The following is a 20,135-nucleotide window of genomic DNA, read 5'->3' on the forward strand; positions in this document are numbered from 1 at the left end:
GTCACGAGGCCTTGCGTACGGCCTTCTTCGCCGCCGGGGACGCGGTCTTCTTGGCGGCCTTCTTCGCGGTCTTCTTGGTGACGGTCTTGGCGGTCTTCTTGACCGGCGTCGTGGCTTCGGCCTTGGCCGGCGTGCGGCGGTTCTCGCCGAGGCTCTTCTGCAGCAGAGCGACGAAGTCCACAACGTTGGTCGCCGCGTCCTCCCGGTGCGGCGATTCCTCGGTCACCTTCGCCGTCGCGCCCTTGGCCTCGATACGCTGTTTGATGATCTCCGACAGGCGTTCGCGGAACTCGTCGTGATAGGCATCGGGCGCCCATTCGGCCGACATCGACTCGATCAGTTGGGCGGCCATGTCGAATTCCTTGTCGGCGATCCGATAGCTCGACGCCGAGCCCTCGGGCAGTTTGTAGTCGTTGGGATCAACGAGTTCCTGCGGGTAGCGCAACAGCATCAGGATCAGGGCATCGCCCTCCGGCATCACCGCGCACAGGTATTCACGGGTGCGGATGACCACGCGGGCCACGCCGACCTTGCCCGTCTTCTTGAGCGTCTCGCGCAACAGCACGTAGCCCTTCTCGGCCTTCTTGCCTGGCACCAGCACATACGGCTTCTCGTAGAAGCGCACGCCGATACTGCCGGCGTCGACGAAGGCTTCGACATCGACCGACTCGTGCGATTCGGGCGCCGCCGAGGCGATGTCTTCCTTCTCGATGACGACATAGCTGCCCTTGTCGTACTCGAAGGCCTTGACGATCTCCTTCCATGGCACTTCCTCGCCGGTGTCGGCGTTGACCCGCTCGAAGCGGATCGGCTTCTTGTCGCGCGAATCCAGCATCCGGAAGCTCAGGTCGGTTCTGCGCTCCCCGGACATCAGCGAGACCGGGATGTTGAGCAGGCCGAAGGACAGCGAGCCGGACCAGATGGGACGCGCCATGACGGCCTCCATTGCGGTGCCCGGCGGGGTGCCGGGCGGGATGGCGGAGGCTTGCACCGGTCCCGTGCAACCGGCGTCAAGCGCCAGCGGGTTTCACGCCGTCTCGTCATGCCCCGGATCAACGTGGCGGCATGAGCCAGAACCCCACCAGCACGCCGCGGACGCCAGCGGCCCCCGGGCACGACACGTCCAAGGGCCATCGCGAGGACAACCAGGACGAGGCCCTGGAAGAGACGTTCCCGGCCAGCGATCCGGTCTCGCCCTTCGTGCCTGCCGGGGACCCGCCGCCGCCCGAGCCGGAGCCGCCGCAGCGGACCGACTGATCGGTGACGGATCGCCGGGCCCGATCCGTCACGGGAGCGGCCTTCGGACGCGCAGCCTATAATCCTCCGCTGTAACCGGTTACACGGATAGAAGGATGCGCCTAGACGACCGCCTCGAGGCCCTGCTCGCGCAGATGACGCTCGAGGAGAAGATCGGCCAGCTCGGCATTTTCGCCGACATGCTGCGGCCCTTCGCCGCCGACGTGAATCCCGACATGAACGAGCGCGATGCGGACGAGTTGCGCGCCCAGATCCGAGCCGGGCGCGTCGGGGCCGTGTTCAACGGCGTCGGAGCGCGTCAGGGATACGAATCGCAACGTATCGCGGTGGAGGAAAGCCGGCTCGGGATCCCGCTGCTGATGGGCGCCGACGTGATCCATGGCATGCGCACGGTGTTTCCGATTCCACTGGGCGAGGCCGCCAGCTTCGAGCCGGCGCTGGCGCAGCGCACCGCCCGCGCGGCGGCGATCGAAGCGACCGCATGCGGCCTGCACTGGACATTCGCACCCACCCTCGACATCGCGCGTGATCAACGCTGGGGCCGCGTGGCCGAGGCGGCGGGCGAGGACGTGGTGCTGGCGAACGCATTCGCCGCCGCGCGCGTGCGCGGTTTCCAGGGCGACGATCTCACCGCGCACGACTCCCTGCTCGCCACGCCAAAGCATTTCGTCGGCTACGGCGCGGTGATGGGGGGGCTCGACTACAACAGTGTCGAGATCTCCGAAGGCACGCTGCGCGACGTGCACCTGCCCCCGTTCAAGGCCGCGCTCGATGCCGGCGCGATGACGGTGATGAGCGCCTTCAACGACATCAACGGGGTGCCGGCGTCGGCGCACGATGGCCTGCTGACCGACCTGCTGCGCGGCGAATGGGGCTTCAAGGGCTTCGTGGTCTCCGACTACACCGCCGACTTCGAGCTCGTCGCGCATGGCTTCGCCGCCGACGATCGCGAGGCGACCAGGCTCTCGTTCACGGCGGGCGTCGACATGAGCATGCAGAGCGGTCTCTATGCCACGCACCTGCCGGAGCTGGTGGCCAGCGGCGAGGTGTCGATGGCCGCGATCGACCGCGGCGTGCGGCGCGTGCTTGCCGTCAAGCAGGCGATCGGCCTGTTCGACGATCCCTACCGCTCGCTGGATCCGCAGGCCGAGGCTGCGCTCGATCCGCAGGCGCTGCATTTCGACCTCGCGCGCGACGCCGCGCGCCGGTCGATCGTGCTGCTGAAGAACGAGGGCGAGCTGCTGCCGCTGAAGAAGTCCGGCCAGCGGATCGCGTTGATCGGCCCGTATGCCCGGGACCGCGACAACCTCGAGGGCTGCTGGACGCTGTTCGGCGACAAGACGCTGTACGTCAACCTCGAAGACGGGCTGCGCGCGGCGCTCGACGACGGCGATGCACTGACGGTCGTCGATGGCAGCGCCATGGAAGAGGCCATTGATGGCGGCATCGAAGCGGCGGTGGAAGCCGCGCGCGAGGCCGATGTCGTGCTGCTGGCGATCGGCGAGCCGCAGGGCTACAGCGGCGAGGCACAGTCGCGCACGCAGATCATCGTGCCGCCCGCGCAGCAGGCGCTGGCCGAGGCTGTCGCCGCGACCGGCACGCCGATGGTCGTGCTGCTGCGCCATGGCCGCGCGCTGGCATTGCAGGGCGCGGTGCGCGATGCGCAGGCGATTGTCGCGACCTGGTTCCTTGGCACCGCCACCGGTCCCGCGATTGCCGACGTGCTGCTGGGCGACTACAACCCGTCCGCACGTCTGCCGGTCAGTTTTCCGCGCGACTCCGGCCAGCAGCCGCTGTACTACAACCGGCAGCGCACCGGCCGCCCGGAGCTGCCGGAGATGAGCGAGTTCAAGAGCCGCTGGCGGGAGATGCCGCACAGCCCGCTGTATCCATTCGGTCATGGCCTGTCGTACACGCGCTTCGTCTATGGCGACGTCCAACTGTCGTCCGACACGCTCGACTGGGACGGCACGCTGACGGCGTCGGTGACGCTGCGCAACGACGGCGACCGCGCCGGCGAGGAGGTCGTGCAGCTCTACATCCACGACCGTGTCGCCAGCCGCGTGCGGCCGATCCGCGAGCTCAAGGATTTCCGCAAGGTCGCCCTCGAGCCCGGCGCGCACGCCACGGTCTCGTTCACGCTGCGGCGCGACCAGCTCGCCTTCACCACCCGCAGCGGCGCGTTCTCCGCCGAGCCGGGCCTGTTCGAAGTCTGGATCGCCCCGAGCTCGGAGACGGGTATGGCGGCGCAGTTCACCCTGATCCGTTGATTTGCTGCCACGGGCGCGCCCGCCGGCGCGCCTGTGGAGGTGGTCGAGCGGTGGGGCGGCGCCGGCGGCCGTCAGCGCTCCGAGTGGCCGGGATCTTCCCGGTCGCGTCGCGAGAACAGGTCGGGGCGGATGAGTTCGATGAACGCCCGCGCCTGCGGTGAAAGCACCTTGCCCTTGCGCACGACCACGCCATAGCTGCGTGGCGGGAACCATTCCGCGACCGGGCGCGTCGCCAGCCGCTCGGCGTCATCTGCGGCCAGGCAGATCGAACTGACGACCGAGATGCCCATGCCCATCGCCACGTACTGCTTGATCACTTCCCAGCCGCCGACCTCCAGCGCCACCGTGTAGGGCAGCCGAGCCTGCTGGAATACCTGGTCGACGAGACGGTAGGTGACCTGGCGTTTCGGCGGCAGGATCAGGCCGTAGCGGGCGATCTCCTCGAGTGTCAGCCGCTTCGACCGCGCCAGGGCATGGTCGAGGGGCGTCAGCAGGATCGGGTCGAACCGGTAGACAGGCGCGTAGCTGAGGTCACCCGGCACATCGACCATCGAACCGACAACGAGGTCGACGGCGTCGCTGCGCAGCAGGTCGGTGCCATCGGCGGTGATCGCATCCTGCAGCGACAGACGCACGTCGGGGTGCTGGCGGCGGAACAGGTCGACGATACGCGGCAGCAGGTAGAGGATCGTCGAACTGTTGGCCGCCACCTTCAGCTCGCCCGCATCGAGCCCGCCGATCTCGCGCCTGAAGGCCGCCGGCAGGGCATCGAGCCCCTCCACCAGCGGCATGGCCAGCGCATACAGCGCTTCCCCCTCGCGGGTCGGGACCAGGCGCCGGCCGCTGCGCTCGAGCAGCTTGACGCCGAGTTCGCGCTCGAGCGCCTGCAACTGCAACGAGATTGCCGGCTGGCTGACATAGAGGGCTTCCGCGGCACGCGAAACTGAACCGAGCCGCGTGGTCTGACAGAACGCGCGCAGCGGTTTCAGCCGATCGCTCTTGTACGGAAATCTCTGCGGCGGCAGTGACTTGGACGGCATCGCGGCATTCCTATAAGTCCAGCTAATGCTAAGCATTGACATAACTGGATTGTCAAATAGCCGCGCCGGGCGGACCGTCGGCAACACCCGCTCCGCCGAGCGCGACAAGGATCCGCAGCCTGTGAATGCCGTCATCAAAACCGCCCCGTCTGCCGATGCACCCCGCTTCACCTTGCCCGCCGACACCGCGACCGATCTGCTCGATGCCCCGGCGCTGGCGTTCCTGGCCGAACTGCACCAGCGTTTCGAACCGCGCCGACGGGCCTTGCTCACGGCCCGGGGCGAGCGCCAGGCCGCATACGATGCCGGCGCGCTCCCGGACTTCCGCGTCGCCAGCCGGGCTATCCGCGAAACCGAATGGCGGGTGGCGCCGCTGCCGGCGGCCCTGCGCGACCGCCGGGTCGAGATCACCGGGCCGGTCGACCCGAAGATGGTCATCAACGCGCTGAACTCCGGCGCCAACTGCTACATGGCCGACTTCGAGGACTCGACCGCCCCCACCTGGCACAACCTGCTGACCGGACAGCGCGCACTGCGCGATGCCGTTGCCGGCACCCTGGAATTCAACGCGCCGGGCGGCAAGCGCTACACGCTCAGGCCCGAGGACCAGCGCGCCGTGCTGCTGGTGCGGCCCCGCGGCTGGCACCTCGACGAGAAGCACGTGTGCATCGGCGACGGCCCGGGCGCCGGGTCACAGGCGCCGATGTCGGCTGCGCTGTTCGACGCGGGCCTGTTCGCGTTCCACAACGCCCATGCGCTGGCGGCGAAGGATCGCGGCCCGTACTTCTACATCCCCAAGCTGGAATCGGCGGACGAGGCCCGGCTGTGGGACGACGTACTGGCCTATATCGAGCGCAGGCTCGGCCTGCCGGGCGGCCAGATCCGCGTCACCGTGCTGATCGAAACGCTGCCTGCGGTGTTCGAGATGGACGAGATCCTGCACGCGCTCAAGGACCGCGTCGCGGGCCTCAACTGCGGCCGCTGGGACTACATCTTCTCCTACATCAAGACCTTCCGGCGGCACCGCGACCGCGTACTGCCCGAGCGCGCCCAGGTCACGATGGCGCAGCCGTTCCTCAAGGCGTACTCCGAGCTGCTGATCCAGACCTGTCATCGCCGCGGCGCGCACGCGATGGGCGGCATGGCCGCGCAGATCCCGATCGCCGACGATGCGACCGCCAACGAGATCGCGATGTCGCGCGTGCGCGCCGACAAGCTGCGCGAGGTCACCGCGGGCCATGACGGCACCTGGGTCGCGCACCCGGCGCTGATCCCACTGGCCAGGCAGGTCTTCGACGAGCGCATGCGCGGCCCGCACCAGCACGCGATGACGCGTGATGACGTGCTGGTCGACCGGGACGATCTGATCGCGCCGCCGATCGGCACGATCAGCCGGGCAGGGTTCGACGGCAATGTCGAGGTCTGTGTGCGCTACATCGCCGCCTGGCTCGACGGCAATGGCTGCGTACCGATCCACCACATGATGGAGGACGCGGCGACCGCCGAGATCGCACGCGCGCAGTTGTGGCAATGGATCCACTACGCCGACGACGGCCACGCGCCGCTGCATCTCGACGACGGCACCGCGATCGATGCCGCGCTGCTGGACCGCGTGCTGCTGGGCCTGCCCTCGAAGCTGGCGGGCCTGGACATCCCGGGAGCGGCCCGCGTGCCGGAGGCCATCGCGATGCTGGAGGCACTGACGCTGCGCGAGACCCTCGAAGACTTCCTCACCGTGCCGGCCTACGCGCGCCTGCCCTGAGGGCGCGCGCCATCCCGATCGCCTCGGTCCATTCCCGTTTTGCGAAGGAGATCCGCCATGAACACCCGTGAGCAACAGATCGATGCCCTGCAGCAGGATTGGAGCCGCAACCCGCGCTGGCGCGGTATCCAGCGACCGTACTCCGCTGCCGATGTCGTGCGCCTGCGCGGCAGCGTGCAGCCCGAGCACACGCTTGCCAGGCGCGGCGCGGAGAAGCTGTGGGCGCTGGTCAACGGGGATGCGAAGAAGGGCTACGTCAACGCCTTCGGCGCGATCAGCGCCGGCCAGGCGATGCAGCAGGCCAAGGCGGGGCTGGAAGCGGTGTATCTGTCCGGCTGGCAGGTGGCCGCCGACGGCAACAGCTCCGAGACGATGTATCCGGACCAGTCGCTGTATGCCTACGACTCGGTGCCGACGATGGTCCGCCGGATCAACAACACCTTCCAGCGCGCCGACGAGATCCAGTGGAAGGCCATCGCCGACGGCAAGCTCGACGAGGACGACGCGATCGATTTCTTCCTGCCCATCGTCGCCGACGGCGAAGCCGGCTTCGGCGGCGTGCTCAACGCCTACGAACTGATGAAGAACATGCTGGTCGCCGGCGCGGCCGGTGTGCATTTCGAGGACCAGCTGGCGGCGGTCAAGAAGTGCGGCCACATGGGCGGCAAGGTGCTGGTGCCCACGCAGGAGGCGGTGCAGAAGCTCATCGCCGCGCGGCTCGCGGCCGACGTGCTCGGCGTGCCGGCGATCGTGCTCGCGCGCACCGATGCCGAAGCCGCGACCCTGCTGACCTCGGATTTCGACGCCAATGACGCACCCTTCGTCACCGGCGAGCGCACGGCCGAAGGCTTCTACAAGGTGCGCAATGGCCTGGAGCAGGCGATCAGCCGCGGCGTGGCGTATGCGCCGTACGCGGATCTCGTGTGGTGCGAGACCGGCACGCCCGACATCGGCTTCGCGCGCGAGTTCGCGCAGGCCGTGCATGCACAGCACCCCGGCAAGCTGCTCAGCTACAACTGCTCGCCGAGCTTCAACTGGAAGAAGAACCTCGACGACGCGCAGATCGCGCGCTTCCAGGACGACCTGTCGGCGCTGGGCTACAAGTTCCAGTTCATCACTCTGGCCGGCATCCACATCAACTGGTTCAACAGCTTCCAGTTCGCCCATGACTACGCCCGCGGCCAAGGCATGAAGCATTACGTCGAACAGGTCCAGGAACGCGAATTCGCCGCCCGCGACAAGGGCTACACCTTCGTCTCGCACCAGCAGGAGGTCGGCGCCGGCTACTTCGACGACGTGACCACGGTCATCCAGGGCGGCGCGTCGAGCGTGACCGCGCTGACGGGCTCGACGGAAGAGAACCAGTTCCACGAGACAAAGGCGGCCTGAGTCCCGGGTCGCGACGAAGCAAAGAGGCCGGGGCAATGCCCGGCCTCTCTGTTGCGCAGCGGCCAAGCTGGCCGGTCGTTACTTGCGGACTTCCTGCGTGTGCGACTTCAGTGCTTCGGCCAGCCCCGGCACGCCGTCGGCTCCCGTCGGCACGGTGATGCTCGAACCGGTGAATTCCTCACCGATCGGCTGCGAGCGCCCGCCCAGGCAGGTCTCGAGGAAGCCTTCGGCCACCGCGTTGAAAGCCTTGTTGTTCTCGGGCCGTGCGAAGCCGTGGCCTTCGTCGGGGAACAGCACATAGGTGACCGGGATGTTCTTCGCGGTCATCGCCTCGACGATCTGGTCGCTTTCGGCCTGCTTCACGCGCGGATCGTTCGCACCCTGGCCGATCAGCAGCGGCTTGGTGATCGCATCGGCGCGGCTCAGCGGCGAGCGCTCGGTCAACCAGGCCTTGCCTTCGTCGGTGCGCGGGTCGCCCATGCGCCGGGTCAGTTGCTCGAAGAAGCTCGCCCAGTACGGCGGCACCGTCGACAGCAACGTATTGAGGTTGGCCGGGCCGACGATGTCGACGCCGCAGGCGAACGTCTCCGGCGTGAACGTCAGGCCGACCAGCGTGGCGTAGCCGCCGTAGCTGCCACCCATGATCGCGACCTTGTCGGGCGTGGTGACCCCACTGTCGACCGCCCACTGCACGGCGTCGATCAGATCGTCGTGCATCTTCGCCGCCCACTCGCCGTTGCCGGCGTTGGTGAATTCCTTGCCGAAGCCGGTCGAGCCGCGGAAGTTCACGCTCAGCACCGCATACCCCCGGTTCGCCAGCCACTGGTCCATCGAGCTGTAGCCGTAACCGTCGCGCGCCCACGGGCCGCCGTGCACCAGCAAGACCATCGGCACCGGTGCATCGGCCTTGCCGTCGTTGTCGGCGTCGGCGTGCTTGGGCAGGGTGAGATAGCTGACGAGGGTGAGGCCATCGCGCGACTTGAGCTCCAGCGGCCACATCGGCACCAGCGGCTTGCCGTCCAGCGCCGGCCGGCCGGAGAACAACTTGGTCAAGGTGCCTTCGGCACCGTTCTCGCCGCGGTCGTAACGGTAGTAGACCACCGGTGATTCGGCGGCCGAGTACGCGACCAGCCAATGCTTGTCGTCCAGAGTCCGGCTGTTGATCGAGACCTCGCCCGGGCCGATCGCCTCGAGCCTGGCGAGATCGGCCTTGATGCTGTCGTCGAGCGGGGTCCATTCCTCGCGCAGGTAGTCGACCGACACCGCCTGCAGCACACCGGTGCGCGGATCGGTCAGGCCGCCGCCGACATCGGCGCGCGGATCCTGATGCACGAGCGTCTTCTCGCCGCTGGTCGTGTCGATGGCATACAGCGCCGCGGTGTTGCGATCGCGTGAGTCGGACATGTAGAGCGTCCGGCCGTCTTCGGTCAGCCCGGTGGGCGTGGTGGTCAGCACGTCCTCGAACGGAATGTCGTCCTGGACCTCCCAGGCATCGCCGTTGCGACGCAGGACGTCCATGCCGCCATCGGGCCGACTGCGCGACGCGAAGCGCAGCGCGTAATCGGCATCGGCGATGTAGCCGGCGATCTGGTCGGTGTTCTGCTCGACCAGGCTGCGCTCGCCGCTGGCGAGATCGACCCTGTAGAGATCGTGCCACTGCGGGTCGCGGTCGTTCATGCCCACCAGCAAGGTGTCGGGCTGGCGATGGCTGACGCCGACGACCTGTGCGGTGGTCTTGGGGAACGGTGTGAGATCGCGCGACTGCGCGCTCTCCACGTCCACCGCGAACAGATGGAAATCCTCGTCACCGCCGGTGTCGCGCAGGTACAGCAGCGTGCCCGGCTTGTAGGTCCAGAAATAGCTGCGGATACCGCGCGCGGTGTCCTGGGTGACCGCCTTCGCCGCGGTCGGATTGTCGGCCGGCGCGACCCAGACATTCATCGTGCCGTCGACCGGCGCGATCCAGCTCAGGTACTGCCCGTCCGGGCTCAGCTGCACGGCGGCGCGCTCGGGATTGCCGAACAGCGCTTCGCGGGGGATCAGTTCGACATCGGCCAGCGTCTTCGGCGCGGCAGCGGCGGGTGCCTGCGCGGCAGGATCGGCAGGTTCATTGCGACCGCCACAGGCGGTCAGCGCGACGGCGATGCCGGTCGCGAGCATGAGTTGACGCATTGGTTGTCCCCTGAGTGAGTGGCGCCGGCTGACGCTAGCGCGATGGCGCCGATGTTTGCAACGCGTCAAGCACAAGGGGGGTGACCCCGGCAGTGAACCCACTGCGGCGACGAGACCGCCGCCTCCCGGAAGCGGTAACAGCGCAAAAGGCCACGCCGGTCGTGAGCGGGAGTGGGCGCATGGTTTCCCCGGGGAATTTGCGTGGCACGCTGGCATGCCGGCAATCCGATGGCGTTGGAAGAAGTCGTCAGGTGCGGAGCGTGGCTGGCAACGGGATTAGGCAGCGCCCATCTCGGCGCTGCCGCTGATCCCGCGATATCCGAGCGCTTCGGTGAGGTGCGCCTGGCTGATGTCCTTGCAGCCGTCGAGGTCGGCGATCGTGCGGGCGACGCGCAGGATGCGGTGCATTGCGCGCGCCGAGAGGTGCAGGGCTTCGATCGCTCGCTCGAGCAACGCCTGGTCGGCGGCGGCGAGGCGACAGTCACGGGCGGTGCCGCTCTGGTCGAGCCGGGCGTTGAGCACACCTGCACGCGCGTGCTGGCGCTCGCGCGCCTCGCTCACGCGCGCAGCGACGAGCGCGCTGGGCTCGCCGCCGGGGGCGTCGGGTCGCAGCGCAGCGGGGGGCAACCGGGGCACTTCCACGTGCAGGTCGATGCGGTCCAGCAGTGGACCGGAGATCCGCGCGCGGTAGCGCGCGATGGCATCGGCCGAGCAGCGGCAGCGCCCGGAGATGTCGCCGGCCCAGCCGCATGGGCAGGGATTCATCGCCGCCACCAGCTGGAAGCGGGCCGGAAATTCGCTCTGGCGCGCGGCCCGGGAGATCGTCACGACGCCCGACTCCATCGGTTCACGCAGCACTTCCAGCGCCTGGCGGCTCCATTCGGGCAACTCGTCGAGAAACAGCACGCCGTTGTGCGCCAGGGACACCTCGCCGGGCCGCGGCTCACCACCGCCACCGACCAGCGCGATCGCGCTGGCGGTGTGATGCGGGCTGCGGAATGGCCGCGCGCGCCACACGGTGGGATCGAGACCGCGTCCGCTGATCGACTGCACCGCCGCGGTTTCCAACGCCTCTGCCTCGCTCGACGGCGGCAGCAGGCCGGGCAGGCGCGAAGCCAGCAGAGTCTTGCCGCAGCCGGGCGGCCCCACGAACAGCAGGTGGTGACCGCCGGCCGCCGCGATCTCGAGCGCCCGGCGCGCCTGCGTCTGTCCACGAACATCGCGCAGATCGATCGACGGCAATGCACGTTGCGGTGGCGGCGTGGCCCGGGGCAGGGTCTTGCGCCCGCCGAGCATCGCGCAGACCTCCAGCAACGTGCGCGCGGTATGCACCGGCACGTCCGAGGCCAGCGCCGCCTCCGCGCCATTGGCCACCGGCACCAGCAGTGAGCGCCCGGTGCCGGCGACCGCGAGCGCAGCGGGCAGTGCGCCGTCGATGCCACGCAGCTCGCCGGTCAGTCCCAGCTCACCGAGGAATTCCCAGTCGCGCAGTGCCTCGGCCGGAATCTGCCCGCTGGCGGCCAGGATTCCCAGTGCGATCGGCAGGTCGAAGCGCCCGCCGCCCTTGGGCAGGTCGGCAGGCGCAAGGTTGACGGTGATCCGGCGTGCGGGAAATTCGTACTGCGCGCACTGGATGGCGGCACGTACCCGGTCCTTGGCTTCCCGCACCGCGGCTTCCGGCAATCCGACGATCGACATCGAGGGCAGACCGCCGCCGAGATGGACTTCGACCTTGACCTCGGGGGCGCGGATGCCTGCGCGCGCACGTCCGTGCACGAGCGCAAGTCCCATGGAGTCTCCTCAGTGCGCGTTGCTGCCGGTACTGGCGGTATCGCCGCCGGTGGGGTGCGATGCCTGCGCTTCGATCTGGCGCACCTGAGCTTCAAGTGCCTCGAGCTTCTCGCGCGTACGCAGCAACACCGCGCGCTGCACTTCGAACTCCTCGCGGGTCACGAGATCGAGCTTGGCAAGTCCCGACTGCAGCACCGCCTTGAAGTTTTCCTGGATGTCGTCGCGGGTTTCGCGCAGGCCGGGCGGCACCAGGCCACTGAGGCGGCGGGCCAGTTCGTCGATGGTGTTGAGGTGGATCATCACAGGTTCCTCGATTGCAGGCTCAGACTCGCGCGGGGTGGGATCGCATGCCGTCGGCTGCGGCCGTGGGCCGCAGTAGGGAATCCCTGCGCCTCGCGGGGCGGCACTACAGCATGCGGGTCGGGACGCGACAAGCGGCCCGGTGCATGGATCGTGTGGGGCCGCCCGTGAGCGTGGCGTATCCTTTCCCCGAATCCATTTCCGGGGAGGGCCATGCGATGAAAATGGTCATGGCGATCATCAAGCCGTTCAAGCTCGACGACGTGCGCGAAGCACTCGCCGATGTCGGCGTCAACGGCATCACCGTTACCGAGGTCAAGGGCTTCGGCCGCCAGAAGGGCCATACCGAGCTCTACCGGGGCGCCGAATACGTCGTCGACTTCCTGCCCAAGGTGAAGCTCGAGATCGTGGTCACCGACGACATCGTCGACAACGTGGTCGAGGCGATCCTCAAGTCGGCCGGCATGGGCAAGATCGGCGATGGCAAGATCTTCGTCTACGAGCTCGAGCGCGCGGTGCGGATCCGTACCGGCGAACTGGATGCCGACGCGATCTGAGCTACGGCTCACGGCTGAACGCCCGCGCAGGCACGCGACGCAGTGGCCGTCGCGGCCAGCCCAGCGGCGGGTCGATCAGCGCCTGGCGACACGTCAGGGTGTGGCTGTCAGCTGAGGAGGGGATGGCCACGGGCCTGGACGCTTCGGGCTGCCCTTGCAGATGCGCAGTCACGACAACGACTCAGCGCATGCGCCTATGGCGCGGACCGGTTCTGCGCGAAGGCGCCGACCGTCAGGGGCGTGCATTACGGTCCCGCCAATATCCGCCCGCAGGCTGAGCTACGCCGTATCCGGGGGGTTATTTCACCTACGGGAGCGAGGCGCGAGTCTCCGCATCAGCGGACGCCTTCTGGTCGTCCGCGATGGGCGCGCATAGTGCACGCCCGGTAACAGGGTTGCCTCTGCGGAGCGTTCAGCCTTCGCCCAGCGCCTTCGCCACGAACGGCGGCAGCGACTGCGCGCCCTTGTGGATGTCGGCGGTGTAGTAGAGCGTTTCGAACGGCTTGGCGCGTGCGTCGGCCTCGCGGAAGTCGAAACCCTGGCCCTTGCGCGCCAGCGTGCAACTCCACCAGCCGGTCGGGTAGCACGGCTGCGGGAACGGCAGGGTCTGGAACGTCGTGAAGCCGGCCTTGCCCATCTCGGCGCGCATGGCCTGGATCAGCTCCAGCAGCACCAGCGGCGATTCCGACTGCTGGACGAGGATGCCGTCGTCCTTCAGCGCGCGGTGGCAGCTTTCGAAGAACGCCTTGTTGAACAGGCCTTCGGCCGGGCCGACCGGATCGGTCGAATCGACGATCACGATGTCGACGCTGCCGGGCGCGCAGTTCGCCATGTAGGCGATGCCGTCATCGAAGAGGATCTCGGCGCGCGGGTCGCTATTGGATTCGCACAGCTCGGGAAAGTGCTTCTCCGCCATGCGCGTGACCTGCTCGTCGATGTCGCACTGCACGGCCTTCTCGACGCCCGGGTGGCGCAGCACTTCGCGCAGCGTGCCGCAATCGCCGCCGCCGATGATGACGACGGTCTTCGGCGCGGCGTGGGTGAACAGCGCCGGGTGGGACATCATCTCGTGGTAGAGGAAGTTGTCGCGCGTGGTGACCATCATCGCGCCGTCGATCAGCATCACGTTGCCCCAGTCGGTCGATTCATAGATCTCGATCTTCTGGAACGGCGACTGCACCTCGTCGAGCTTGGCGTTGACGCGGAACCCGATCGCCGAGCCGGAGTTGTCGAAATTCTCGTAGAGCCAGGTCGGGGCGGTCATGCGCGCAGGTCCATGGGTGTGGGGGCGCGCATTGTAGCCGAGGGTCCGTGACCGCTCGGGGTCGCCGGGCCCGCTTCGCGGCGGAAATCCGCGCCCGCATGCGCGGCGCCCCCCCACAAAGACCGTGGATGGGGCCCAGCCAAGCCTCGCGCGGCGGGTGCGCACGGTCGCCCATGCGCCCCAGCGTTCGCGCCCGCTGCCGGTGCCGGTGCCGCTGGACGCGAGTCACCGTCGCTTGGGGCGCCAGCCCCTAGACTATGCGGCCCACGTACACCCGGAATGCCGCCGATGACCGCCTGGTCCACCGACCTCGCCCGCAAGACCTATTCGATCCCGCACTGGAGCGAAGGGTATTTCGACGTCGACGACGCGGGTCGCATCGTCGTGTCGCCGCGCGGCGCCCACGGCCCGACCATTGCGCTGTCGGAGGCTGTCGATGCGGCGCGCGCCAATGGCGCGCAGCTGCCGATGCTGGTGCGCTTCCCCGATATCCTCGGTGACCGTCTCGCGCGCTTGCAGGAGGCGTTCGCGCAGGCCCAGGCGCAGTGGGAATACCCGGGCGGCTACACGGCGGTCTACCCGATCAAGGTCAACCAGCACCGCGGCGTCGCCGGCACCCTGGCCAGCCACCACGGTGACGGCTTCGGCCTGGAAGCGGGCAGCAAGCCGGAACTGATGGCGGTGCTGGCGCTGTCTCGGCCGGGTGGGCTGGTGGTCTGCAACGGCTACAAGGACCGCGAATACATCCGTCTGGCGCTGATCGGCCGCAAACTCGGGCTGCAGACGTTCATCGTCGTCGAAAAGCCCTCCGAACTGGCGCTGGTGATGGAAGAGGCCGCCGCGCTCGGGGTCAAGCCGGGCCTGGGCGTGCGCATGCGGCTGGCCTCGCTGGGGGCCGGCAAGTGGCAGAACAGCGGCGGCGACAAGGCCAAGTTCGGCCTCAACCCGCGCCAGCTGCTGGACCTGTGGAAGAAGCTGCGCGATGCCGGCATGGCCGACTGCCTGCAGCTGCTGCATTTCCACATGGGCTCGCAGATCTCCAATGTCCGCGACATCGCCAACGGCATGCGCGAGGCGACGCGCTACTTCGTAGAGCTGAGCAGGCTTGGCGCGGTGATCAGCCACGTCGACGTCGGTGGTGGTCTGGGTGTGGATTACGAGGGCACCCGCTCGCGCAGCTACAACTCGGTCAACTACAGCGTGCGCCAGTACGCCGGCTCGATCGTGCAGCCGCTGGCCCAGGCCTGCGCCGAGCACGGGCTTACCCCGCCGCGCATCGTCACCGAATGCGGCCGCGCGATGACCGCCCACCACGCGGTGCTGGTCGCCAATGTCTCGGAAGTCGAGCGCGCCCCCGAAGGCCGCGTGCCTGACGTCCACGATGACGAGCCGGCAGTGGTCGCCAACCTGCGCGAGTTGCATGGCGAACTGAGTTCGCGCCCGGCGGTGGAGCTGTTCCACGAAGCGCAGCACCAGCATGCCGAGGGCCTGGCACTGTACGCGCTCGGCCAGCTCGATCTCACCCATCGCGCGCGCATCGACGATCTCTTCTATGCGATCGCCCATGCGGTGCGCGCGCGCCTGACCTTCGACGAGAAGAGCCACCGTCCGCTGCTCGACGAACTCAACGAGCGCCTGGTCGACAAGTACTTCGTCAACTTCAGCGTGTTCGAATCGATGCCCGATGTCTGGGCGATCGAACAGGTGTTCCCGATCGTGCCGATCGAACGTCTGGACGAGATGCCCGAGCGTCGTGGCGTGATCGCGGATCTGACCTGCGATTCCGACGGCAAGATCGACATCTACGTCGAGAACGAGGACCTCGACAGCTCGCTGCCGCTGCATCCGCTGCGCAAGGGCGAGCAGTACCGGCTGGGGTTCTTCATGGTGGGCGCCTACCAGGAGATCCTCGGCGACATCCACAACCTCTTCGGCGACACCGATGCGATCGAAGTGAAGATCGATGGCAACGGCTTCGCGGTCGCGCAGCAGCGCCGCGGTGACACCACCGACGTGATGCTGGACTACGTGGGCTATGCACTGCCGGACCTGCGCGCGCGCTATGTCGAGCTGGTCGACGATGCATCGCTGCCGGGCGACGAATCGCAGCGGCTCAAGGATGCGCTCGAGGCCGGGCTCACCGGCTACACCTATCTGGACGACACACCGCTGGAGTGATGCGGGCCGCGCTCAGCGCGGCGCGACGCCGAACAGCTGTCGCGCCTCCTGCAGCGTCACTTGGCCGTCCCTGTCGAAGTCGGCCTGCAGCAGCAGGCCGAGCTGCCCCTGCTGGAAGTTGGCCAGGGTGATGCGGCCATCGCCGTCGAGATCGTAGAAGGCGAGAACGCCGCTAATCACCTTCGCCTGGAGGTCGGGCGGAAGCGACGAGGCGCCCGCATCGAGCTGCTGCTTGCGGACTTCGGCAACACTCCAGAGACCGTCGCCATCGAGATCGTGCCTGCGGAATTCGCGGGCGGTCGCCACGTCGCTTTCGGCCACGGTGATCACGCCGTCACGATTGGCATCGGCCTCGCGGAACACGCTCTCGACCTGCGCAGCGCCGCGTGGATTGCTCCAGCACGGCAGTGTCATCAACAGCAGCGGCATCAGCGTGGCGGCGGAGAATCCCTTCATTGCGTGGCGTCCTGCCTGGGGTTGCCGACACGTTAGCAAGGCGCGCAGCGCTCGGACTCGCGGCGGGGCATCGGATTTCCCCGCGTGCGCCGGCTGCGAATCGTCGCGGCCGCCATTCGCGACATGCAGTGGGCCGCAGGCGACGGCATTGCGGGCCGGCGCGCGGTCTATGCTGCGCCGATCGCGCGCCATGCCGCGCCCACGCCGACAGAGGTTTCCAATGCGTCGCTTCAATGCCCACCGCGCCGTCCTCGGCCTCGCGCTCGCCGCCGCGCTCACGGCCTGCGCCGATCCCGCGCCGCCGCCAACCACGGTCGACGCACCGCCGCCGCCGATGGCGACGGTCGATACCGCGCCCACCATCGAAAGCGCCGACGTCCATCGTTTCCGCATCGGCACGCTCGACGCCGCGGTCCTGCGCGACGGCGACATCGCGTTTGCAAATGACGGAAAGACGCTGGGCATCGGCGCGCCCAGGGCGGAGATGGACGCGGTCCTGACGAAGGCGGGCGAGGGGACCGACACCGTGCGCCTCGGCGTGCAGGCGCTGCTGGTGCGCAGCGGCGATCGCGTGCTGCTCTTCGACACTGGCGCCGGTGAGGCGAAGTTCGCCGATGCAGGGCGCCTGCCCACGTCACTGCGCGCGGCCGGCATCGAGCCCGACCAGGTCAGCGACATCTTCATCAGCCACGCCCATGGCGATCATGTCGGTGGCCTGGTGGATGCGGCGGGCCGGCCGATGTTCGCCAATGCGACCGTGCACCTGTCGGCGCCGGAATGGCAGGCGCTGCAGGGCGATGCCTCGAACGCCGCGCTCGTCGCCGCGATCGCGCCCCGTGTCGATGCGTTCGCGCCGGGCGCGGGGATCCTGCCGGGCGTCACCGCGGTCGAAGTCACGGGCCACACACCCGGCCACAGTGCCTTCGAGATCGCCGATGGCGACGCGCGCCTGCTCTACATCGGCGACGCGGCGCATCATTTCGCCGTCTCGGTGCAGCGTCCGCAATGGACGATCGCGTTCGATGGCGACGCGCCCACTGCCGAGGCCAGTCGCGAAGCCCTGCTCGCGCGGGTGGCGGACAGCGGCCTGACCATCGCCTCGCCGCATTTCCCGTTCCCGGGGCTGGGCCATATCGTGCGCCGTGACGACGGCTTCGTCTGGGCGCCGCTGCAGTAGCGGCGCGGCCAGCGGTTTCTGCGGCGCCCGTATCCGCCTTCGGGGCGGGCGCCACGCGTGCAGAGGAGTCGCTCGGGTTGCGCAGTGGCAGGCGCGGCCTCCGCGCTGCGGTTCGCGCGGCGAGGCATAGCCCGCGGCCCCGCGGGCGCTGTAGACGGAATCAGGCGTCGCGGTGGATCTGGAAGCCCGCGAACGACTGGCTGACCGGCATCACCTCGATGCGGTTGATGTTGAGATGCGCGGGCAGATTGGCCAGCCACCACAGGGTGTCGGCGATATCGTCAGCCGTGATCGGCTGCGCACCGGCGTAGAGCGTGTCCGACGCCGCCTGATCGCCTCCGGTGCGCACCAGGGTGAATTCTGTTTCGGCCAGCCCCGGCTCGATCGAGGTCACGCGCACGCCGGTGCCGTGCAGATCGCTGCGCAGGCCCAGCGAGAACTGGGTGACGAAGGCCTTGGTGCCGCCGTAGGTGTTGCCGCCGGGGTAGGGATAACTGCCCGCGACCGAGCTGACGTTGAGGATCGCGCCACGGCGCTCGATCAGCACCGGCAGCAGCGCATGAGTCAGCGTGACCAGCGCGGTGATGTTGGTGTCGATCATCTGCCGCCACTGCGCAAGGTCGGCGCGCTGCGCCGGCGCGGTGCCGAGCGCGAGGCCGGCATTGTTGACCAATGCGTCGATACCGCGGAAATCCGTCGGGATCGCATCGAGCGCGACGCGCATCGCGGCTTCGTCGCGGATGTCGAACGCGGCGGTGTGCAGACGCTCGCCGCCATGCGTCTCCACCAGCGCCTGCAGACGTTCGGCACGTCGCCCCGTCGCGACGACGCGCCAGCCGCCGGCCAGGAAGCGCGCCACCGTGGCGGCGCCGAAACCGGACGTCGCGCCGGTGACGAGGATGGTGCGGGTCATTGCGGAATCTCCGTGGGGCCATGCGCGCCGGCACGCACGGCGCGATCGATTCGGAACTCGTGCCGGCGCATGTCGCGCCGGCGGGCGCGGCTCACTGGGCGGCCTGATCCGCGCCGCAGCACTTCTTGTACTTCTTGCCGCTGCCGCAACTGCAGGGATCGTTGCGGCCGGGCACGTCCGCGCGCTTGGCCGGCGCCGGGCGCCGGTCGTGCAGGCGCTGCAGGTACATGTCGTAGAGCATGTCGGGGATGTCGTAGGACAGGTCGAAACGCTCGTCGAGGGTGAGCATCTCGACCTCGGTCATCTCCGCGTCCTCGAGCTGCGAGACATCGACGATCGCCAGGCGGGTGATCACGCCCAGGTCGTTGTCGATCGCATCGTGCTCCTGCATCCAGCTCGACCATTCGTCTTCGTGCTGCGCTGCGCCGCGCAGGAAGCCCGCCGCCCAGGCCGCGGCGAACGGGAAGTCGGCGGGGATGCCGTCGAGCGCGTCGTCATGGCCATTGGTGACCGGCGCGGCGTCGCCTTCCGGTTCCGGCGGCAGGCCCAGCAGCGGCATCAGCGCTTCGCGGTCCTGGGTTTCGGCCGGATCGTGGCGGATCCGCTGGCCCACTTCTGCCGCGAGTCGTGCGATCAGGGCTTCGGCCTCCCGGGTCTGGCGCTCGTCACGCCGCGCCACCGGGCCGGTGCCCCAGACCGCAGGCAGCACCGTGGCCAGGTCCACCTCGACCGGCCCGACTGCCAGCGCCGACAGGAAACCGTCGAGCATCTCCAGGTTGCCGAGCCCCGTCTGGGGGTCGCTGCAACGGTCCAGCAACTGGTCGAGGCGATCGAGTTCGGCGTCGGTCAGGGCGGTCGCGGAGGGAATGGTCATCTGGGAGTCCTCGCCGATGGCGATACGGGGGAACGCGGCGGCCGCGCCGGACCTGTCGATCGACAGCCCGGCGCCGTCGCGCACGCGACAGGGCCGCACAGTTTAGCGCCCGCGTCCGCGCCGGCGCCGGGAGTTACCAGACGCCGGGCAGCAACCGCCGCGTGGCGCGCGCATAGCGCGGATAGTCCACCGGGAATGCCGCCGACAATGCGGCTTCCTCGACATCGATGCGCCGCCGCAGCGCGAGCCACAGGGGGACGGCGACCACCAGCGGCGCCGCCCAGCTGCCGAGCGCACACACGAACCCGGCCAGGGTCGTGCACAGCCCGGTGTAGGCGGGGTGGCGCACGACGCGGTAGGGCCCGCTGCGGATCAGCCGGTGATCCGGCGCGATCGCCACGTCCACGGTGAAATGCTCGGCGAGCACGCGGATCGCCCACCAGCGCAGCAGCATGCCCAGCAGCATCAGCGTATTGCCGCCCCACAGCAGGAACGGTTGCCACGCAGCGGGCAGGCGTCCGGGCGACCACAGCGCCACGAACACCGCGGCCCCGACGCCGCCGCCGATCACCAGCACCAGGCGCGCCAGGGTCCCCCCATCACGGCTGCGGTCGGTCGCGCGTCGCCGCAGTCCGATCCAGAGTTCGCTCGCGCACCACAGTGCGCCAAGCGCCGCCAATACGAGCATGCCTGCCATGGATGACTCCAGAACAACGGGAGGACAGCCTTGCAGCC

General features: G+C 68.7%; 17 protein-coding genes. 7 read left to right on the forward strand and 10 right to left on the reverse strand.

Annotated elements, in window-relative coordinates; genetic code table 11:
• Position 1 precedes the first annotated feature (1 nt).
• On the reverse strand, positions 2–934 hold the full coding sequence (gene ku, locus CNR27_RS02885) for a non-homologous end joining protein Ku (protein WP_096300208.1): 933 nt from the start codon (positions 932–934) through the stop codon (positions 2–4).
• A gap of 131 nt (positions 935–1,065) precedes the next feature.
• Between ku and CNR27_RS02890 the strand changes: the two genes are divergently transcribed.
• Together CNR27_RS02890 and CNR27_RS02895 are read left to right on the forward strand one after the other, a co-directional pair.
• Positions 1,066–1,257: a hypothetical protein gene (locus tag CNR27_RS02890; RefSeq protein ID WP_096296858.1), complete on the forward strand. Its 192-nt coding sequence runs from the start codon at positions 1,066–1,068 to the stop codon at positions 1,255–1,257.
• 95 nt (positions 1,258–1,352) lie between these two features.
• The gene (locus CNR27_RS02895) at positions 1,353–3,527 is read left to right on the forward strand and encodes a glycoside hydrolase family 3 N-terminal domain-containing protein (RefSeq protein WP_096296859.1); all 2,175 of its coding nucleotides are present in this window, start codon (positions 1,353–1,355) and stop codon (positions 3,525–3,527) included.
• A 71-nt stretch (positions 3,528–3,598) separates the two neighbouring features.
• On the opposite strand, the gene CNR27_RS02900 is transcribed toward CNR27_RS02895, so the two are convergent.
• The gene (locus CNR27_RS02900; protein WP_096296860.1) at positions 3,599–4,567 is read right to left on the reverse strand and encodes a LysR family transcriptional regulator; all 969 of its coding nucleotides are present in this window, start codon (positions 4,565–4,567) and stop codon (positions 3,599–3,601) included.
• A gap of 172 nt (positions 4,568–4,739) precedes the next feature.
• Between CNR27_RS02900 and aceB the strand changes: the two genes are divergently transcribed.
• Entirely contained in the window at positions 4,740–6,329 is a 1,590-nt protein-coding gene (gene aceB / locus CNR27_RS02905) for a malate synthase A (protein WP_245815788.1), read from the forward strand.
• Between the two features lie 57 nt (positions 6,330–6,386).
• The gene (gene aceA / locus CNR27_RS02910) at positions 6,387–7,718 is read left to right on the forward strand and encodes an isocitrate lyase (RefSeq protein WP_096296862.1); all 1,332 of its coding nucleotides are present in this window, start codon (positions 6,387–6,389) and stop codon (positions 7,716–7,718) included.
• A gap of 78 nt (positions 7,719–7,796) precedes the next feature.
• Here aceA and CNR27_RS02915 read toward each other — a convergent pair whose 3' ends face one another.
• The 3 genes from CNR27_RS02915 to ubiK form a co-directional block, all read right to left on the reverse strand.
• Positions 7,797–9,890 (reverse strand): S9 family peptidase, encoded by a 2,094-nt coding sequence (locus CNR27_RS02915; RefSeq protein WP_096296863.1) that lies wholly within the window; start codon positions 9,888–9,890, stop codon positions 7,797–7,799.
• Positions 9,891–10,166: 276 nt separating this feature from the next.
• Complete coding sequence (locus CNR27_RS02920) at positions 10,167–11,681, reverse strand: YifB family Mg chelatase-like AAA ATPase (protein WP_096296864.1); 1,515 nt, start codon at positions 11,679–11,681, stop codon at positions 10,167–10,169.
• A gap of 9 nt (positions 11,682–11,690) precedes the next feature.
• Positions 11,691–11,981: a ubiquinone biosynthesis accessory factor UbiK gene (gene ubiK / locus CNR27_RS02925; RefSeq protein WP_096296865.1), complete on the reverse strand. Its 291-nt coding sequence runs from the start codon at positions 11,979–11,981 to the stop codon at positions 11,691–11,693.
• A gap of 218 nt (positions 11,982–12,199) precedes the next feature.
• Here ubiK and CNR27_RS02930 point away from each other — a divergent pair, with 218 nt between their 5' ends.
• Positions 12,200–12,538, forward strand: coding sequence for a P-II family nitrogen regulator (locus tag CNR27_RS02930; protein WP_096008039.1), 339 nt, complete (start codon positions 12,200–12,202; stop codon positions 12,536–12,538).
• 412 nt (positions 12,539–12,950) lie between these two features.
• On the opposite strand, the gene speE is transcribed toward CNR27_RS02930, so the two are convergent.
• Positions 12,951–13,802, reverse strand: coding sequence for a polyamine aminopropyltransferase (gene speE / locus CNR27_RS02935; RefSeq protein ID WP_096296866.1), 852 nt, complete (start codon positions 13,800–13,802; stop codon positions 12,951–12,953).
• A 288-nt stretch (positions 13,803–14,090) separates the two neighbouring features.
• Here speE and speA point away from each other — a divergent pair, with 288 nt between their 5' ends.
• Positions 14,091–15,980 (forward strand): arginine decarboxylase, encoded by a 1,890-nt coding sequence (gene speA / locus CNR27_RS02940; RefSeq protein WP_096296867.1) that lies wholly within the window; start codon positions 14,091–14,093, stop codon positions 15,978–15,980.
• A gap of 12 nt (positions 15,981–15,992) precedes the next feature.
• Here the strand turns inward: speA and CNR27_RS15415 are convergent, their stop codons facing one another.
• Positions 15,993–16,436: an EF-hand domain-containing protein gene (locus tag CNR27_RS15415; RefSeq protein ID WP_158613480.1), complete on the reverse strand. Its 444-nt coding sequence runs from the start codon at positions 16,434–16,436 to the stop codon at positions 15,993–15,995.
• A gap of 220 nt (positions 16,437–16,656) precedes the next feature.
• Between CNR27_RS15415 and CNR27_RS02950 the strand changes: the two genes are divergently transcribed.
• Positions 16,657–17,613: an MBL fold metallo-hydrolase gene (locus CNR27_RS02950; RefSeq protein ID WP_222843120.1), complete on the forward strand. Its 957-nt coding sequence runs from the start codon at positions 16,657–16,659 to the stop codon at positions 17,611–17,613.
• Between the two features lie 160 nt (positions 17,614–17,773).
• On the opposite strand, the gene CNR27_RS02955 is transcribed toward CNR27_RS02950, so the two are convergent.
• From CNR27_RS02955 to CNR27_RS02965, 3 genes are all read right to left on the reverse strand, one after another.
• Positions 17,774–18,526, reverse strand: a complete 753-nt coding sequence (locus CNR27_RS02955; protein ID WP_096296868.1) for an SDR family NAD(P)-dependent oxidoreductase — start codon at positions 18,524–18,526, stop codon at positions 17,774–17,776.
• A gap of 91 nt (positions 18,527–18,617) precedes the next feature.
• Positions 18,618–19,400 carry a UPF0149 family protein gene (locus CNR27_RS02960; protein WP_157745558.1) on the reverse strand — a complete coding sequence of 261 codons (783 nt, stop codon included), beginning with the start codon at positions 19,398–19,400 and terminating at the stop codon, positions 18,618–18,620.
• Positions 19,401–19,533: 133 nt separating this feature from the next.
• Positions 19,534–20,097 (reverse strand): methyltransferase family protein, encoded by a 564-nt coding sequence (locus tag CNR27_RS02965; protein WP_096296870.1) that lies wholly within the window; start codon positions 20,095–20,097, stop codon positions 19,534–19,536.
• Positions 20,098–20,135: the final 38 nt, after the last annotated feature.

This window comes from Luteimonas chenhongjianii, from assembly GCF_002327105.1.
Lineage (GTDB): Bacteria > Pseudomonadota > Gammaproteobacteria > Xanthomonadales > Xanthomonadaceae > Luteimonas > Luteimonas chenhongjianii.